Below are 16910 nucleotides of genomic sequence, written 5' to 3' on the forward strand. Positions count from 1 at the left end.
GGTTCGGTCTCCCTATGGAGATCATGCGGAAATCCTTGGCGGCACTGGCCGTCGTGGGCCTTTCGGTCGCGGCGTCCGCGCCGGCGGTGGCGGACGAGGGCGCTCGCGATCGCGGTTCGATCGTCATCACCGAGCAGGCGTCCAAGCGGATCCTGGTCCTGTCCGCGGACCGGGCGTCCTGGCAGGGCCGGAAGGTGAGCTGGGCGTGGGCGCCGAACGCCGCGAACGGGCTGGCGGACCTGGCGGGTTCGTGGAGCAACCCGAGCGACGCGAAGCTCGCCGAGCGAGGTGGCGAGAAGTACCTGCTGACGTCGGCATCGGGCGGTTTCACCGCCGTCGTGCCGTATCCGGCGGGTGACCGGGCGTACTGGGCGGCGAACGTCGGCGGGCCCGCCAACCCGCACAGCATCGAACTCCTGCCGGACGGGAACGTCGCGGTGGCGGCGAGCACCGGTGGCTGGGTGCGGATCTACACCGCTTCGCAGGGGCAGCGTTCGACGGCCTACACGGAGTACCGGCTGGTGGGCGCGCACGGCGTGGTGTGGGACGCCGGGAGGAGCGTGTTGTGGGCTCTGGGCACCGACGCGCTCGTCGCGTTGAACGTCGGCGGCACGCCCGCCGCGCCTGTGCTCACCGAGCAGCGCTCCGTTCCGGTGCCGAGCAAGGGCGGGCACGACCTCCAGCCGGTCCCGGGTCGGCCGGACCTGCTGTGGGTGACCACGGAAGCGGGGGTGTACCAGTTCTCGAAGACGAGTGGCGGGTTCTCCCAGCGCTACGCGGGCGTGCGGGAGATCGACCGGCCGCATGTGAAGAGTGTGTCGACGAACCCGCGGACCGGGCAGATCCTGACCGCCTCGGTGCAGGACGGTCACCTGTGCACGTGGTGCACGGACACCGTCCGGCTGGCCTTTCCACGCGCCGAGCTGGCGCTGCACGGCGCGTGGATCTACAAGGCCCGCTGGTGGATCGGTTGAGCTGAACTTCCATGTCGGTACCGGCCGTTCGGGGGGCTGCCCGGCCGGTACCGACACACCAGAGAAGAGGAGATCCCGTCGTGAGAATGACGCGCGGCCGCGTCTTTCACCTGACCGAGTGAATCGGTCCGTTCAGCGGGCGGTGTCGACCCATTCGGGGTATACGCCTCACCCGAGGAAGGTCCGTAGCTCGTCGATGACCGTCCGCGGCTGCTCCTCCGCGACGAAGTGCCCGGAACCGGAGACCTTCCGCACCCGGACGTCGACCGCCTTCGACGGCAGGACCGCGGCGAGGTAGTCGTAATTGAACTCCGAGCCCAGCCCCAGCATCGGGGCGGTGATCCTCGCGTAGGCCTTCTGATCCTCGATGTCCGTGCCGAACGCCTGGTACCAGCCGTTGCCCGCGCGGATCGCGTCCGGGCGGTCGTACGCGGCGGCGTAGATCGCCCGGTCCCTGGCCCCGATCGAGGCCGGATCGGCCGCGAGATGGTCGAACATCCAGTCGACGAGAAAGCGTGACCGGCCGGTCAGCAGCTGTTCGGGCAGGGTCGCGACCTGGTTGAAGGCGAACCACCAGACGTTCACCGGTTGCCCGGGAGGAGCCAGCATGGGGAGCTGGTACAGGCTTTCGTCCGGGTGTGAGACGTCCATGAGCGTGACGGTCTTCGTCGCCTCGGGGTGGTTGGCGGCGAAGGCGAACGCGACCATGGCGCCGATGTCGTGCCCGGCGATATGCGCCTGCCGGAGGCCCAGCGTGCGCAGGAGTTCGAAGATGTCGCGGGCCATCGTCTTCTTGTCGTACCCGCCTGCGGGTTTGCCCGAGCCGCCCATGCCCCGCAGGTCGACGGCGATGACGCGGTACCGTTTCGCCAGCTCCGGCATGACCTTGCGGTACTGCCACCACGTCTCGGGCCAGCCCGGCAGCAGGATCAGCGGTTCGCCGCGGCCGCCGGCGACGTAGTGCAGCCGGACCCCGTTGACGTGGGCGTATTCGCTGCGGAAACCGCCGGGGAGGGAGCGGGCGAGTGCCGCGTCGTCGGGAGCGCCGGACTGGCCGGCCTCGGCGATGCCACCCGAGGCCACCAGCGCGGCCGCGGCCCCCGCGCCGAGGGTGAGCATGGACCGGCGGTTGAGGAAGGAACGGCTGTCTTCGGTCATGTCCCGATCGTGGCCGGACGGGGTTCCGACCGTGAGCGGTGTTTTCGCCAAACGAGGTTCGTTTCAGGACAGGATGGGCTCGGGCACGCCCAGCCTGGTCCCGAACGTCTCCCGATAGGACACCGGCGTGACCCCGACCTGCCGCCGGAAATGCGGGCGGAGCGCGGCGGACGAGGAGAACCCGCAATACCTGGCGATCTCGTCGACCGGGAGATCGGTGGATTCGAGCAGTTGCTGCGCGCGGATGACGCGCTGGTGGGTCAGCCACGTGCCGGGCGCGGCACCGGTGATCTCGCGGAACCTGCGATCGTAGTTGCGCCTGCTCATATGTGCCCGCCTGGCGAGTTCGTCGACCGGGAGCGCCGTGTCCAGCCGGGTCAGCGCCCAGGCCATCGTCTCCGATACCGGGTCGCCGTCGTCGAGTTCCGGCATCGGCGACTCGATGTACTGAGCCTGTCCGCCGGGCCGGTGCGGCGGGACGACCATGCCCTTCGCCAGCCGGTTCGCCACCTCCGCGCCGCACCACGAGCGGATCAGGTGCAGACCGAGATCCATGCCCGCCGCGCCGCCGCCCGCGGTCAGGATGTCGCCGTCGTCGATGTAGAGCACCGATTCGTCGAGGAGGACCGCCGGGAACCTGGCCGCGAGCAGCGGGGCCATCGCCCAGTGCGTGGTCGCGGGGCGTCCGTCGAGCAGCCCGGCCGCGGCCAGGACGAAGGCGCCGCTGCACAGTCCGGCCACCCGGGCTCCCCGGTCGTGTGCTGCGCGGAGTGCCTCCAGGGCGGCTTTTGGTGGATCCTCCATCGGTGACCGCCAGTTCGGGACCAGCACCAGATCGGCGTCCCGGACCGCGCCGAGGTCTTCGGGGACCGGCACGGTCAGCCCGCCGCCTCGCAGCGCGGTCCCCGGTTCGCCACCGACCACCTTGAGTTCGAGGTCGGGCAGCTCCCCGAAGGCGGAAGCCATTTCGAACACGCCGAACGCGAAGGACATCGCGCCGAGGGATGCCCCGTTGAAGACCACCACGGCCAGCCGTCTCATGGGGCGGATTGTAGAGATTCGCGAGTGGTGATGGACGTGTTCATGAAGGATTTGGGACGGTGAATGTCCCAAATCCTTCATGGACATCCCTGCGCCGCCGTCCTCACCACTCACGAGTCCCGAGCCGCATCACGACTGTCCGAAGGGGACGGTAGATTCCTCTCGCACAGGTTGTTCGGGGGAAGGAAGCATCGATGTCGTACCCATAGGAACCGCAAGGGCCGCAGTGGCAACAGGGCTATCCCCAGCAACAACATCCCCAGCAGCAGTACCCACAACAGGGCTACCCGCCGCCGGGCTTCGGCGGGCCGCAGTACCCGGGACCAGCCGCCGAAGAAGGGCAATGGCCTGCTGATCGGGCTGATCGCCGGTGGCGGCGCGCTCGTGGTGGTCGTCTTCGCGATCCTCGCGTTCGTCGCGCCCGGATTCCTGCTGAGCGACAGCAAGTCCTCGAAATCGGCCAGTGCGACGCAGACTCCGCCGAGTCGGCCTGCGCGGACGCAAAGGACAAGGTCCGCCAGACGGCGAAGGAATATGGCGACCGCAACGCGTCGCTCACCGCGCAAGAACCGCGTGCCGCGGGCCCGGACCTGATCGTGGTGACGATGACCGGCACCCTGAACTACAGCGAGAGCTTCACCGGGACTATGGAGGTGCGGCGAGAGGCAGGCGACAAGTACTGCATCTCGTCGGTCTCGCCCGTTCCCGCGGGCTGAATCAGGGGAGCAGGCCGATCCGCCGCGCGTGCGTGACGGCCTGCAACCGGGAGGTCGCGTCGAGCTTGCGCATCGCATCCCGCAGGTAGCTCTTGACCGTCTCCGCGGTCAGCCCCAGCCGGTGCGCGATCTCGGCGTTGGTCAGGCCGAGCGCGACGAGCGCGACGGTGTCCAGTTCCCTCGGCGCCAAGCGCGCCACGGGGGAAGCGGCGCCGGTCAGGCTGGCGCACATCGCGTCGAGGCGGTCACGGAGAACGTCGTCGGCGATCTGGCCGGAGAGCGCCCGGAGCTCGCCGTAGACCTCGCGCAGCCGTTCGCGCGGAGCGGCCTCCTCGCGATGCTCCGCCAGCGGCCGTGCCTCCACCAGCCGCTTCTCGATTTCGTCCTCGACGGCCAACGTCTGTTCGAGATCGCGCGCGGCGTGCAGGGCGGCGGTGATCGTCCGGTCGGAGAGGGTGGTCTCGTCGCGCAGACCGCCGTAGAGGACGGCGCGGACCCGGCGGCGCACGACGACGGGGATCGCGACCACCGAGTGGATGCCCTCGTCGCGGACCGGCTCGTCGTAGTCGTGACTGATCGTGGTGGCGCTGTGGTAGTCGTTGGCGACCACCGGCCGGGTCAGCGCGAGCGCCTTGCCGCCGAGGCCGCGGCCCGCGCGGACGGACAGGCCGTTCAGCGCGGTGCCGCGGTTGCCGAGGAACGCGGTCAGCCGCATTCGCGGTGAGGCGACGGCGACCCCGGCGAAGCCGACCGGCAGGCCGGTGTCCCGGCGCAGGTCCGAGACAGCGCCGAGAAGCTGGGCGTCGTCGACCGGCATCGGCTCACCCTCCTCGGTGATCCCCCTCGATCGGGGGTGGTGGACGGATCGGGCCCGCCCGCACGATTTCCGGAACTGTACGCCTTCGCCAACGTCCCGGGAGAAACGATGACCGAAGCTCACGTCCGGCGGTTGCTCGAGGTCTACGACGACGAGCGGGCCTGTGCGGCGACGCTGTTGTGCGACCGGCATCCGGCGGAGGCGGTCGCGTTCACCGTGGTCGAAGCGGATCTGACCAGCCACGATCTCACCTACGGCGAGCTGCGCGAGCAGTCGGAACGCTTCGCCGGGGCACTGCTCGGCCTCGGGGTCGGGCCGGGGGACCGGGTCGCGACGCTGATGGGCAAGTCGGCGGAGCTGGTCGTGGCGCTGCTGGCGATCTGGCGGCTCGGCGCGGTGCACGTCCCGCTGTTCACGGCGTTCGCGCCGCCCGCCATCGCGCTGCGCGTCACCGGCAACGGCACGAAGGTCGTCATCGCCGACGCCGGTCAGCGTTCGAAGCTGACGCCGTCCGCCGATCTGCCGGACGACCCTGCGCGGCGGATCGTGGTCGTCGGGGACGGCGAGGCGGGCGATCTGTCGTTCCGGGAGATGCTGGCAGACGCCGCGCCGCTGCCGGGAGCCGCGGTGACCGGTGGGTCCGGGGTCCTCGTCGAGCTGTTCACCTCCGGGACCACGGGAACGCCCAAAGCCGTCCCGATTCCTCTCCGTGCGCTCGCGGGTTTCCAGGCGTACCAGGACTTCGCGCTCGACGTCCGAGCCGACGACGTCTTCTGGAACGCCGCGGACCCCGGCTGGGCCTACGGTCTGTACTACGCGATCATGACGCCGATGGCGACCGGCAGGCGGAGTCTGTTGCTGCACGCGGGTTTCTCCGCCGAACTGACGTGGGCGGTACTGGAGCGGTTCGGTGTCACCAACTTCGCCGCCGCCCCGACGGTGTATCGCGCGCTCCGGAACTCGGCCGCCCCGGTGCCGGGCGGTCTCCGCCTGCGGCACTGCTCATCGGCGGGGGAACCGTTGACGCCGGATGTCCTGGAGTGGGCGTCGTCGAAGCTCGGTGTCGGCGTTTACGACCATTATGGACAGACGGAACTCGGCATGGTGGTGGGCAACGCGTGGCATCCCGACCTCCGCTCGGAGGTCAAGCCAGGGTCGATGGGACGTGTCCTGCCGGGCTTCGCGGTCGAGGTCCTCCGTGAGGACGCCGACGTGGTGGCCGAGCTGGGAGAACGCGGCCGTGTCGCCGTGGATCTCGCGGCGAGCCCGCTGGTGTGGTTCCGGGGCTACCGCGACGCGCCCGAGCGCACCGCCGCGCGCTTCAGCCCCGACGGCCGCTGGTACTACACCGGTGACGTGGCCGCCAAGGACACCGATGGGTACTTGACCTTCGCCTCGCGGGACGACGACGTCATCCTGATGGCGGGCTACCGTATCGGCCCGTTCGACGTGGAAAGCGTTCTGCAGCAGCATTCCGCCGTGGCCGAATGCGCCGTCGTCGGTGTCCCGGACGCGCTGCGCGGCGAGGTGGTCGTCGCGTACGTGGTCGCACGGGACGGCGCCTCCGCCGACACCGCGTTGGTGGCCGAGTTACAGCAGCTGGTGAAGACGCGATTCGCCGCGCACGCCTACCCGCGTGAGGTGCACTTCGTGCCGGAGCTGCCCAAGACACCCAGCGGGAAGATCCAGCGGTTTCTCCTGCGGGAGCGGCATCCGAGCGCGGAACACGCGTGATCAGAGGCGGAACACGCGTGATTGGGGACCGAACACGCCGAAGCCGGGTCATCCGGCTGGAATCACGCGTGTTCCGCCTCCAAGCACGCGTGTTCCGTCCCGGCACACGGGGCTCATTGGTCGATCGGCCACGTTTCGTCTCGCAGCAGCCGCTTGAGCACCTTTCCGGTCGCGTTCCGGGGCAGCTCCTCGACGAAGTACACGTCCCGCGGCACCGCGAAGCGGGCCAGCCGGTGGTGGATGTAGGCGCGGACGTCGTCCGCACTCATGCGGGCACCGCGTTTCGGCACGATGTACGCCGCGAACCGTTGCCCGAACTCGCGATCCGGCACGCCGATCACCGCGGCTTCGTGGACGCCGGGCAGGGCGGCGATGGCCTCCTCGACCGGGCGAGGGGACACGTTCTCCCCACCGGACACGATCATCTCGTCCGCCCGGCCGGTGACGAAGAGCCGTCCGGCGGCGTCCTGGTAGCCGACGTCGCCGGTCGCCATCAGGTTCTCCGCGCGGGGCACGCTGGCGCCGTCGGTGTAGCCCTCGAAGAGCATGTCGTTGCCGACGAAGATCTGTCCCTCCCAGCCCGGTGGGACACGATTGTGGTCGTCGTCGAGGATGGCGACGCGGGTGCCGGGAGGGCAGCGGCCGGCGGTGGTCGGCGCGGCGCGCAAGTCCTCGGGCGTGGCGATGCTGGCCCACGAAACCTCCGTGGAGCCGTAGAAGTTGTAGAGCACGTCGCCGAAGGTGTCCATGAACTCGGTGACGATCGGGCCCGGCAGCGCGGATCCGCTGCTGGCGACGATCCGCAGCGACGACAGGTCGTAGCGGGCGCGGATCCGTTCCGGCAGATCGAGGATGCGCTGCAACATGATGGGCACGGCGAACAGCACACCGCAGCGGTGTTCGGCGATGGTCCGCAGGATCTCCTCGGCGTCGAACCGCCGGATCAGCGACAAGGACGCGCGCACGGCCATCCCGATCTGCATGCCGGCGAGCCCCCAGCTGTGGAACAGCGGCGCGGCCACCACGAACCGGTCTCCGGAGTGGAGCGGGATGCGGTCGAGCATGGCGGCCGACGTCGACAATCCCTTCGGCGTGGGGCGGCGCGCGCCTTTGGGGGTCCCCGTGGTGCCCGACGTGAGAACGACGAGCCTGCCGATCCGGTCCACCGGTTTGAGTTTGGTGGCGGGCACCCCGGCGATCAGCTGATCGATCGTCGGGTAGCCGTTCTCGGTCTCCGGCCAGGTGGACAGCCGCAGGAAATCGCCGGAGATGCCGGCGATGATCCGCGAGAACTCGTCGTCGGCGAGCACCGCGACCGGTTTGTGCTGCTCGATCACGTCCGCGACCGCGCCGGCGGAAAGCCCGGTGTTGAGCAGGATCGCGTCCACCCCGAGTTTGCTGCACGCGATCAGTGACTCGACCATCGCGGCGTGGTTGCGGCACAGCAAGGCGATCCGGTCGCGGGCGCGCACTCCGCGGGCCGCGAGGGCGTTCGCGAGCTGGTTGCTGCGATCGGCCGTCTGCTTGAACGTCCGGACGTTGCGTTCGTCGTGCAACGCGACGTCGTCGGGCACACGGGCGGCGTTGGCCGAGTAGCCGCCGGCGACGGTGGCGCCCCATTGCGACAAGGAGGTGAGCTGCCGGGCGATCTTGTCCGGGCGCGCGGCCGCGAGCACCCCGGCCTTGATCAGCGTGCTCGCCGTGTGCAGCGTGGTGGCCTTGGTATGCGCCGGTTCCTCCTGGGGCGACGCCGCCCGGCCCGAAAGGTGCAGATCGATCCGGCGGGCCGCCGCGCGGACGGATCGTTTGAAGGACGCGGCGGACACGAGAGGGGAGTGTGGCGCCGGAAGCATCAGCTGCGCGACGAGTTCCGTGCCGCCACCGGGAGCCTGCCGCAGCTCGACCGAGACCCAGATGCCGTCGTTCTCGACGCCGCACCACACGACGTGCTCGCCCGGCCGCCAGACCCGCGCCTCGATGTCACCGACGACGAGCGTCCCCGGCCGCGGTTCCAGCCGGACAAGACATTTCGGGCCGCGCCCGCGCTCGGCAGGACGTTGGATCTCGCACCAGCTGATCTCCGCGACGAACCTCGAGTAGGACTCGGGATCGCCGATCACTTCCCAAACCTGGCCGGGGGAATGCCCGAGAATCGAGCTCGCCTGGACCACATCGTCTCGCATGCGATTCGCCTCACCACGCGCGTTCGGGGTGTTGACCGGGCCGCTGCCGGCGCCTCCTTCGTCGTTCAAGTTCGGCGAACCTACCAGCAATCGGCCGAACGCAATACTCCGAACGACCGCGGGTTCGCGTCCGCCCAAGGGAACCGTCTCGGAAGAGGGTAAGTGTTCGGGCGGCGCGACGCCGTCCGCCGACGGTGTTGATCGCGACGTCCGATTCTCGCCAGCCTCCGGCGCGCGAGGCGGCGAAGCTGGCGTACGTGACAGTTACTACGACGGCGGCCGAGACCGCGCACACCCGTATCGAGCCAGGAATCCTCTACTTCGGCACCCCTGTGGTGCTCCTTTCGACGGTCGACCAGGCGGGCGCTCCGAACCTGGCACCGATGTCGTCGGCGTTCTGGCTCGGCTGGCGGGGCATGCTCGGACTGGGCGCGAAAGCCAAGACCGCGCAAAATCTCATGCGCAACCGTGAATGTGTTCTGAATCTCCCTTCCGACGCGCTGGCTGCCGCCGTCGACAGGCTGGCGCTGACCACCGGTTCGGATCCCGTCCCGGCCCGCAAGTACGAACGCGGCTACCGGCACGAACCGGACAAGTTCGCCCGCGCCGGCCTCACCCCGGTGCCCTCGGAGACGGTCCGGCCGCCGCGCGTCGCGGAATGCCCGGTGACGATGGAGGCCGTCGTCGAGGCCGTGCACCCGCTCGCGGAGGACGATCCGAAACAACGCGGCGGCGTCCTCGTGTTCGAGGTCCGCGTGCAGCGCGTCCACGTCCACGACGACGTGCGGATGCCGGGCACCGAAGACCGGATCGACCCCGACCGGTGGCGGCCGCTGATCATGAGTTTCCAGAAGCTCTACGGCCTCGGCCCGCAGGTCCATCCGTCGACACTGGCGCGGATCCCGGAGCGGCTCTATCGCGGGCCGGACATCGAGCGATCGCGGGCGAACGAGAACCGGTTCACCAGCGGCAGCCAGCGCTGATAGGACACGGCCAGCAGTGGCCACGCTTCGCCGGACAGGCCGCGTTCGAGTTTCGGGCGCAGTTCGTGGTCGTTCATCTTCGACACGATCTCGATGGCCTTGTCGTCGGGGGCGCTCCCATCGAGGTCGGCGAACCACCGGACTGCGTCCGGATGCCCGACGTGGACCGCGAGCAGCACCAGCACCGCACGGAACGGTGCCTCGCGGTCGCCGTCGGAGAGGAACTCCGCCAGGTCTTCTCCGGCGAACCGTGCTCGCAGCAGGCGATACAGGTTCAGGAGCCTTTTCGCGGCACGTGGGGACCGGACGAGCGGGGCCAGTGTCGGCAGGAAGTCCAGTTCCGGCGCCGAGATCACCAGCCGAGGAGGTCGTAGGTCTATTGTGGACTGTTCGGACGACGGTCGCGGTGCTTCCGCGCGAGGGCGAGAATCGGCCGGGACCGGAGAGCGGTCACCGGTGGCCTGATCCGGTTCGGTGGGCGTCGGCGACGGCGAGGCGTCCTGGACCTCGGTGTCGGCGAGCCCGCGCACGAGCCCCGCGAACCCTGGATCGTCCATGGGGGACAACGTGAACGGCACTTGGAAGATCTTCTCGAGGTAGTTCTCGGCGAAGGTCTCCGGATCGTCGCCGAGCATCTCCTCGTAGTGCTGCTCCACGGCCTTCTTGAGCCAGCGGGAGTCGACACCCACCACGACGACGAACACCGGCAGCGCCAGTAGAAGATGAATGGCTTCGAGGACCTGCACGACGACCTTCGGCGGGCAGCGGTCGAGATCGTCGATGTAGAGCACGGTCCGTTCGATCTTCCCCGAACCGTGGGGTACCTCGGCGAGCATGGTCGCGAACGTCTCGAGATCCTTGCGCAGCAGCGAAACCACGCCCAGATGTTCGACGTAGTCCGAGACCCGGGACTCGGCGAACGACACGAGGTCCAGCCCCGGTGCGAGTTCGGCGACCGCCTTTTCGAGCCGGTCGGATTCGGCGTCCAGTTCGGCCAGGCGCCGCTCGGTCTCTTCGTCCTCTTCGGACGGTCCGCCGAGCTTGTCGAGCGCCTGGTGGATCCGGTCCGCGCTGGCGCGCATCCGCAGGACGACGGTCAGCGCGGAGCTCACCACGGTGAGTCCGCCGAGCACGCCGGACACCTGCGACCGGCCGACGAGCAGCGTGACCACCAGGACCGTCACCAGCCCACCGATCAGGACCAGCAGCGGAACCGGATCCTGCCGCAGCCGCCGCCAGAATTCGGCGACGTCCGACCGCAGCCCGCCCGTTTCCTGCGCCAGCCGTTCGAGATCCTCGGCGGTCGGCTGGTCGACGCCGATCCGGGACGCGATCCACGCCTTGTCCGCGTCGGTGAGGCTGTCGAAGACCGCGCGGACGTACTCGCGCGGTTTCCGTCGCCTTCGCTTCGCTTGTTTCTGCTGGGCCGTCAGGGTTCTGCGTTCGAGCCGGACCGCGCTGAGCCTGCCGAGAAGCGTCTTCTCGGTCATGCGGCGTTCGGCGAGCAGGTCGGCCTGGCGCTGAAGGTCGTTCTCGGCGCCGTTCGCGGCGAGGTTGTCGAAGATATGCGTGGCGAGGCTGGCGAGGAGGTTCGCTTCGCTGTAGTGCCAGGCGTTGAAGCTGATCTGGCGAACGCTCGAACAATAGGAGGACACGGACTTCCCGTTCGTTCCGGCCTCGGTTTCGGCCGCCCGCGCGGAATCGGCGAGTTCGCGGACGCGCAGTTGCATCTGGCGCATGAAGAAGCTCTTGCCCGAACCCCAGCTGCCGAACAGGCCGATCGACAGGGGAGGGGTGATCATCCGGGAGACGACCAGGTCGGCGAGCATACGGACGTCGGTGCCGATGCCGAGTCGATCGACGCCGTCGTCGGTGTCTGGCCGGTAGTCGGCGACGTGAGCGGCGAAGGGGTCCGGGCCTTTGTTCCCGGAATCAGGAGGGCTCCGCACGACAGCGATTTCGTCAATCGTGCGGATGGGCCCTGACGCGGGGAACATCGCCTTGGCTTCAGCGCGTTCGGCGGCGGAGAGAGCCGGGCCGATGTGGAGGACGGTCGGCCCGAGGCGATCGATCGCCGCACGCAGTTCCGGGTGGTCGTATTGGCTTTCGCCGACGAGCCCCAGAAGTCGGCGCCGAGGATCCTTGTCCAGCCATTTGGCCACCGCGGCGGGGTCGCGGCCGAGAGTTTGGGGCAGTTTCCGGTCGAGCCAGAGCACTGCCGGGCCGTCGCGCCGGTCCATCACGAGCTCGTCGAGCTCCGGCTCGATGACCAGGTCCGTTCCGGCGTACGTCATCCACAAGGCTTCCAAGGCCGATCGCCTGGCGCCCGAGTAGACCTCGTGGACGACGAGCGTGAACGGCGTGGTCTTGAGCGCTGACCTGAGCGGGCCGTCGATGTCCCTGGGCAGGTAAGCCCCCGGTTTCTCGCCCGATGCCTTGTTCATCAGCAGAATCGACGGATCGACGTCGCGCACCAGCACCATCCGTGCTCCCCTCCCAAGGCCGAACGGAAGGGCAGTCTAGAGGGCGGCTACTCAGCTGGGGGTGAAACTACGCCTCCGCTCGGTCACTGGTCGCTACATTTGATCTCATGACGGGGGAGCGGCTGGACGGCAGGTACGCGAAGCTCTGGGCGGCGAGTACGACGTCCGCGCTGGGCAGCGGTCTCGCGACGGTGGCGGCGCCGTTGCTGATCGCTTCCCGCACCGACGAACCGCTCGTGGTCTCGGGCGGCTTCGCGGTGGCGTGGCTGCCTTGGCTGCTCTTCTCGCTGCCGGGTGGAGTGCTCGTCGACCGGGTGGACCGGCGCAAGCTGATGATCACCCTCGACTGGATCCGGGTGCCCGCCGTCGCCCTGCTGGCCGTCGCGATCTCGATGGGCGACGTCAGCATCGCCTTGCTGTACGCCGTCCTCTTCGTGATCAACGCGAGCGAGGTCGTGTTCCGGACGGCCGGCGGGGCGATGCTGCCCTCGATAGTCCCGAAAGCGTTGCTGGAGCGGGCGAACGGCCGGCTGTACGCCGGGACGACACTGACCCACGGCATGCTCTCGGGGCCGCTGAGCGGATTCCTGTTCGGCGTGGCGGCGAGCATCCCGTTCTACGTCAACGCCGGGACGTACGCGGTCAGCGCCCTGTTGCTCGGGCTGATCGCGGGTGCGTACCGGCCGCGGCCCGGCGACGGCACCGGTGAGCCGGTCGCGCGCCGGTCGATGCGCTCGGAGGTGGCCGAGGGGTTCCGCTGGCTCGCCGGTCAGCGTCTGCTGCGGACCATGATCGGGCTGATCGGGATGTTGAACCTGACGCTCGTCGCGGCCACCTCGGTCCTGGTGCTGCTCGCGAAGGAACGGCTCCAGCTGGGTGCGGTCGGATACGGCCTGCTCTTCACCTGCATGGCGGTGGGCGGACTACTCGGCTCGGTCATGGGCGACCGGCTGATCGCCTGGTGCACCCCGACCTGGACGTTGCGGATCGGGCTGCTGATCGAGGCCGGGACACATCTGGTGCTCGCGACGAGCACGAGCGCGCCGGTGGTCGGGGTGATCCTGTTCCTCTTCGGGGTACACGGCGCACTGTGGGGAATCGTCGGCAGTTCCCTGCGTCAACGGCTCACCCCGCCCGACATGCTGGGCCGGGTCGGCAGCACCAGTCTGTTCATCATCGCGGGCGGCAACTGCGTCGGTGCGCTGCTCGGCGGGGCGGTGGCGTCGAAGTTCGGGCTGACGACGCCGTACTGGGCCGGTTTCGTGGTGGCGGTGATCGTTTCCGCGCTCACCTGGCGGGTGTTCGACCGCGAGGTCGTCTCCGCGGCCTACGCGCAAGAGCCCACTGTCAGCCGTTGATCCCGGTGAGCGCGAAGAACTCCTGGCGCGAACGAGCGTCTTCACGCAGTGTGCCGAGCAGGGTCGAGGTGACGGTGCTCGACCCGACGGCCTGGACGCCGCGCAACGTCATGCACGAATGCTCCGCTTCGATCACCACGCCGACGCCACGCGGTTCGAGCTGCTCTTCGAGCCAGTCGGCGACCTGTTTCGTGAGCCGTTCCTGAACCTGCGGACGGCAGGCGAAGTGCTCGACGATCCTGGCCAGCTTGGACAGGCCGAGGATCCGCTCTCCCGGCAGATATCCCACGTGCGCGACCCCGACGAACGGCAGCAGGTGGTGTTCGCAGACGGATCGGACCGGGATCCCCCTGGCGAGGACGAGTTCGTCGTAGCCCTCGTCGTTGGGGAAGGTTGTGAGATCGAACGGCCGAGGAGTGAACAACTCGGCGTACGCGCGCGCCATCCGGCCCGGCGTGCCACGGAGGCTCTCGGAGTCCAGCGAAATGCCCAGTGCGGTGAGGAGATCGGCGGCCGCGGCCTCGGCCGCCGCGAGGTCCGGCCCCGGCCCGGTTTCGTGCACGACGCGCAAGGCGGGAGTGGACATTGGGCCTCCTAGGCTGAACGCGATCCCCAGTGGATTAAACCAAGACTTTTGGGTGTTTTGCCACCCGGTGGCTCATCTTACATGGTAGATCGGCAGTCCAGAATGTTCCGCCGGTTGAGATAGGCGATATCGTGGTGAACGTGACAGTGCCCGACCCGGACGGCCTCGACGCCCCCGCCATCGCCGCTGTGGCGGCGCTCGACGACGACCTCCGTCGAGGCATGTACGTCTACGCGCGGCGTGCGAGGCGCCCTGTCACGCGGGACGAGGCAGCGGCGGCGGTCGGGATCTCCCGCAAGCTCGCCGCCTTCCATCTCGACAAGCTCGTGGCGGCCGGGCTGCTCAGATTCGGCTTCGAGGCCGGTCCGGTGGTGAAGGTGGGACGCAGACCGAAGGTCTACGAGCCCGTCGACGAGGCCATCCAAGTGCAGCTTCCCGCCCGGCGGCACGAGATCCTGGCGGGCATCCTCGCCGAGGCCGTGCTCGCCGAAGGGAGCGGCGAGTCCGCGCGGGAAGCCGTGCTGCGGGTCGCGGGGGAGCGCGGTTTCGCGGTGGGCGAAGAGGAACGAGCGCGAACGCGCCCCGGCAGGCTCGGCACGGAACGCGCGCTCACCGTGGCCGAAGGGATGCTTCGCCGCTACGGCTTCGAGCCGAGCCGGGACAGCAGGACCTGCGTCCGACTGCGGAACTGCCCGTTCCATCCGCTGGCCGCGGAGGCGCCGGGGCTGGTCTGCGGGATCAATCAGGCCTTCCTTGCCGGTTTCCTGAACGGCGTGCGCGCCGGGAACGTGGAGGCGGCCCTCGTTCCCGGCGCGGCCGAGTGCTGTGTGGAGCTACGGCAGGCCGAGTAGGTCGCTCAGGCGGCGCCGGCGATCTGCCGGGTGGCGACGTTGAGCCGGTTCCAGGTGTTGATGGCGGCGATGGAGAGGACCAGGCTCGACAGCTGCGCTTCGTCGTAGTGACGAGCCGCCTCGTCCCAGATCTCGTCGTCGACCGGGTCGGCCCGGTCCGCGATGCGGGTGAGGGCCTCCGCCAGCGCGAGCGCCGCCCGTTCGGCGTCGGTGAAGTAGGCCGTGTCGCGCCACGCCGCCACGGTGAAGATCCGCTCGTCGGACTGGCCCGCCTCGCGCAGCTCCTTGGTGTGCATCTCCAGGCAACCGCTGCACCCGTTGATCTGGCTCGCGCGGACGTGCATGAGGTAGTGCGTGGTCTTCGGGACACCGGTGTCGCCGGTCGACTCCGCCAGTGCGATCAGGGCCTTCAACGTCGCGGGGTTCGCGAGGGCGGGGTTCGGGATGCGGGTTTCCATGGTGGTTCTCCTTCAGGGTTTCCGTCTTGCTTTCACCGCACTGACGGATCCCGGAGCGGAGATGTGACCGAGTTCAACCGAGGCGCCACCTTGCTCTAGGCGGGCGCGGACACCGTCGCGCGGTCGCGGAGCGAGACTTCCAGCCTGAAGCCCTCCGGCTTGAGGGTCAGCAGCTCCTGCACCTTCAGCCGATAAGACGGGTCGCCGCGCAGCTCGTACCGGCTCAGCAGCATGCCGAGTACCAGCGTCGCCTCGTGCAGGGCGAACTGCCGCCCGATGCAGGCCCGCTCGCCGGTGCCGAAGGGTTTGTAGACGTGCGCCGGGCGGGCACGGTTGCGTTCCGGGGAGAAGCGGTCCGGGTCGAACGATTCGGGATCGTCTCCCCAGGTGGGATCACGGTGCAGCGCCGGGATGAGGACCAGCGCCCACTGTCCCTTGCGCATCGGGTACTCGCCGCCGACGACGGTGTCCACCTGGGCCTGGCGCGCGAACGCGGGCGCCGTCGGCCAGAGCCGGAGCGCTTCGTCGAGCACTCGCCGGACGTAGCGGAGCTTCGCGACTTCTTCGTACGACGGGTCCGGGTTCTCGCCCCAGACCTTGTCCACTTCGGACTGAGCGCGGGCCAGGACGTCCGGGTTCCTGGCGAGGTAGTACAGCGCGAACGACAGCGCGCCCGACGTGGTTTCGTGCCCGGCCACGAGGAAGGTGATGATCTGGTGCCGGATGTTGTCCTCGTCCAGCGCCTCGCCGGTGCTCGGCTGAGTGGTGTTCAGCATGAGCCCGAGCAGGTCTTCGGTGCTCGTGTCGTTCCGGCGCGCTTCGATGACGTCGGCGACGACCGAGTGGAGGAACGCCAGGTCGGCTTCGTTGCGCCGGTTCGCCTTGCGGCTGAGAAGCGGGCCGATGACCGGCGGCTGGATCGCCCTTCGCTGCGCATGCCGCAGCGTGCGGACCATCGCGGCGACGAACGGATGCGGCTCGGCGCGTTCGAACGAAGAGAAGCTGTAACCGAATCCCGTCCGGCCGATGGTCTCCAGCGTCAGCTTGGTCATGTCGTCCGCGACGTCGACCTCGCCGCCCCTGTCCCACGTGTCCAGCAGCTCGCGGGTGATCGCCAGCATCGTCGGGTGATAGCGCTGCATGGCGTTGCGGCTGAACGCGGGCGCGAGGATCTCGTGCGCGCGCCGCCAGTTCGGCTCTTCGTTGTGGGCGGTGAACAGGCCGTCGCCGCCTAGCGGGCGCAGGTTCGAGATCGCGGGAGTGACGTGCTTCGCGAAGCGCTTCTCGTCGGAGAGGTCGGCGACCATCTCGGCACCGTTGACGAACACGATGCTCCGGCCGAACACCTTCCGCTCGAAGACCGGGCCCAGTTCGGCCGCGTGCCGCATCGAGTCCTGGACCGGCGTCTTCGGCGACACGCCGAGCACGTCGCCGATCAGCGGGATCCGTCGCGGGGGATGGGGGAGAGCGGTGGCCATCGAGCCCCTCCAGGTGTGCGCTGTTGAACCGGCATCCAATAGGGAGCGTGGCCTGTTACTGAACTCGTGTCAAGTAAGTACGATGCCCGG

At 69.1% G+C, this 16910-nt stretch carries 13 protein-coding genes; 5 read left to right on the forward strand and 8 right to left on the reverse strand.

Features of this window, described 5'->3' with window-relative positions; all coding sequences use genetic code 11:
* The first annotated feature begins 23 nt into the window (after positions 1–23).
* Positions 24–974 carry a DUF6528 family protein gene (locus AC0685_RS15030; RefSeq protein ID WP_478226039.1) on the forward strand — a complete coding sequence of 317 codons (951 nt, stop codon included), beginning with the start codon at positions 24–26 and terminating at the stop codon, positions 972–974.
* Between the two features lie 168 nt (positions 975–1142).
* On the opposite strand, the gene AC0685_RS15035 is transcribed toward AC0685_RS15030, so the two are convergent.
* The 3 genes from AC0685_RS15035 to AC0685_RS15045 form a co-directional block, all read right to left on the reverse strand.
* Entirely contained in the window at positions 1143–2132 is a 990-nt protein-coding gene (locus AC0685_RS15035) for an alpha/beta fold hydrolase (RefSeq protein ID WP_478226040.1), read from the reverse strand.
* Positions 2133–2195: 63 nt separating this feature from the next.
* Positions 2196–3173, reverse strand: a complete 978-nt coding sequence (locus tag AC0685_RS15040; protein WP_478226041.1) for a GlxA family transcriptional regulator — start codon at positions 3171–3173, stop codon at positions 2196–2198.
* A 717-nt stretch (positions 3174–3890) separates the two neighbouring features.
* On the reverse strand, positions 3891–4706 hold the full coding sequence (locus AC0685_RS15045; protein WP_478226042.1) for a helix-turn-helix transcriptional regulator: 816 nt from the start codon (positions 4704–4706) through the stop codon (positions 3891–3893).
* Between the two features lie 108 nt (positions 4707–4814).
* Between AC0685_RS15045 and AC0685_RS15050 the strand changes: the two genes are divergently transcribed.
* Positions 4815–6440, forward strand: a complete 1626-nt coding sequence (locus AC0685_RS15050) for an AMP-binding protein (RefSeq protein WP_478226043.1) — start codon at positions 4815–4817, stop codon at positions 6438–6440.
* 113 nt (positions 6441–6553) lie between these two features.
* On the opposite strand, the gene AC0685_RS15055 is transcribed toward AC0685_RS15050, so the two are convergent.
* On the reverse strand, positions 6554–8623 hold the full coding sequence (locus AC0685_RS15055; RefSeq protein WP_478226044.1) for an AMP-binding protein: 2070 nt from the start codon (positions 8621–8623) through the stop codon (positions 6554–6556).
* Positions 8624–8955: 332 nt separating this feature from the next.
* Between AC0685_RS15055 and AC0685_RS15060 the strand changes: the two genes are divergently transcribed.
* Complete coding sequence (locus tag AC0685_RS15060) at positions 8956–9606, forward strand: flavin reductase family protein (RefSeq protein WP_478226162.1); 651 nt, start codon at positions 8956–8958, stop codon at positions 9604–9606.
* Here AC0685_RS15060 and AC0685_RS15065 read toward each other — a convergent pair.
* The gene (locus AC0685_RS15065; RefSeq protein ID WP_478226045.1) at positions 9537–12089 is read right to left on the reverse strand and encodes a P-loop NTPase fold protein; all 2553 of its coding nucleotides are present in this window, start codon (positions 12087–12089) and stop codon (positions 9537–9539) included. The two genes, AC0685_RS15060 and AC0685_RS15065, sit on opposite strands and share 70 nt — an antisense overlap.
* 107 nt (positions 12090–12196) lie before the next feature.
* Between AC0685_RS15065 and AC0685_RS15070 the strand changes: the two genes are divergently transcribed.
* Positions 12197–13447, forward strand: a complete 1251-nt coding sequence (locus AC0685_RS15070) for an MFS transporter (protein WP_478226046.1) — start codon at positions 12197–12199, stop codon at positions 13445–13447.
* Here AC0685_RS15070 and folE read toward each other — a convergent pair.
* Complete coding sequence (folE, locus tag AC0685_RS15075) at positions 13437–14033, reverse strand: GTP cyclohydrolase I FolE (RefSeq protein WP_340681596.1); 597 nt, start codon at positions 14031–14033, stop codon at positions 13437–13439. The two genes, AC0685_RS15070 and folE, sit on opposite strands and share 11 nt — an antisense overlap.
* Before the next feature lie 134 nt (positions 14034–14167).
* Here folE and AC0685_RS15080 point away from each other — a divergent pair, with 134 nt between their 5' ends.
* Positions 14168–14884, forward strand: coding sequence for a helix-turn-helix transcriptional regulator (locus AC0685_RS15080; RefSeq protein ID WP_478226163.1), 717 nt, complete (start codon positions 14168–14170; stop codon positions 14882–14884).
* 5 nt (positions 14885–14889) lie between these two features.
* Here AC0685_RS15080 and AC0685_RS15085 read toward each other — a convergent pair whose 3' ends face one another.
* Together AC0685_RS15085 and AC0685_RS15090 are read right to left on the reverse strand one after the other, a co-directional pair.
* Entirely contained in the window at positions 14890–15342 is a 453-nt protein-coding gene (locus AC0685_RS15085) for a carboxymuconolactone decarboxylase family protein (RefSeq protein ID WP_478226047.1), read from the reverse strand.
* Positions 15343–15437: 95 nt separating this feature from the next.
* A complete protein-coding gene (locus AC0685_RS15090) occupies positions 15438–16820 on the reverse strand; it encodes a cytochrome P450 (protein WP_478226048.1) in 1383 nt (460 codons plus the stop codon).
* Positions 16821–16910 lie beyond the last annotated feature (90 nt).

This window comes from Amycolatopsis sp. NPDC043889 (genome assembly GCF_056435645.1).

Bases quoted from the DNA above. Each gene is read 5' to 3' on its own strand.
- AC0685_RS15030 (WP_478226039.1), top strand. From the start codon at position 24: ATGCGGAAATCCTTGGCGGCACTGGCCGTCGTGGGCCTTTCGGTCGCG.
- AC0685_RS15035 (WP_478226040.1), bottom strand. From the start codon at position 2,132: ATGACCGAAGACAGCCGTTCCTTCCTCAACCGCCGGTCCATGCTCACC.
- AC0685_RS15040 (WP_478226041.1), bottom strand. From the start codon at position 3,173: ATGAGACGGCTGGCCGTGGTGGTCTTCAACGGGGCATCCCTCGGCGCG.
- AC0685_RS15045 (WP_478226042.1), bottom strand. From the start codon at position 4,706: ATGCCGGTCGACGACGCCCAGCTTCTCGGCGCTGTCTCGGACCTGCGC.
- AC0685_RS15050 (WP_478226043.1), top strand. From the start codon at position 4,815: ATGACCGAAGCTCACGTCCGGCGGTTGCTCGAGGTCTACGACGACGAG.
- AC0685_RS15055 (WP_478226044.1), bottom strand. From the start codon at position 8,623: ATGCGAGACGATGTGGTCCAGGCGAGCTCGATTCTCGGGCATTCCCCC.
- AC0685_RS15065 (WP_478226045.1), bottom strand. From the start codon at position 12,089: ATGGTGCTGGTGCGCGACGTCGATCCGTCGATTCTGCTGATGAACAAG.
- AC0685_RS15070 (WP_478226046.1), top strand. From the start codon at position 12,197: ATGACGGGGGAGCGGCTGGACGGCAGGTACGCGAAGCTCTGGGCGGCG.
- folE (WP_340681596.1), bottom strand. From the start codon at position 14,033: ATGTCCACTCCCGCCTTGCGCGTCGTGCACGAAACCGGGCCGGGGCCG.
- AC0685_RS15085 (WP_478226047.1), bottom strand. From the start codon at position 15,342: ATGGAAACCCGCATCCCGAACCCCGCCCTCGCGAACCCCGCGACGTTG.
- AC0685_RS15090 (WP_478226048.1), bottom strand. From the start codon at position 16,820: ATGGCCACCGCTCTCCCCCATCCCCCGCGACGGATCCCGCTGATCGGC.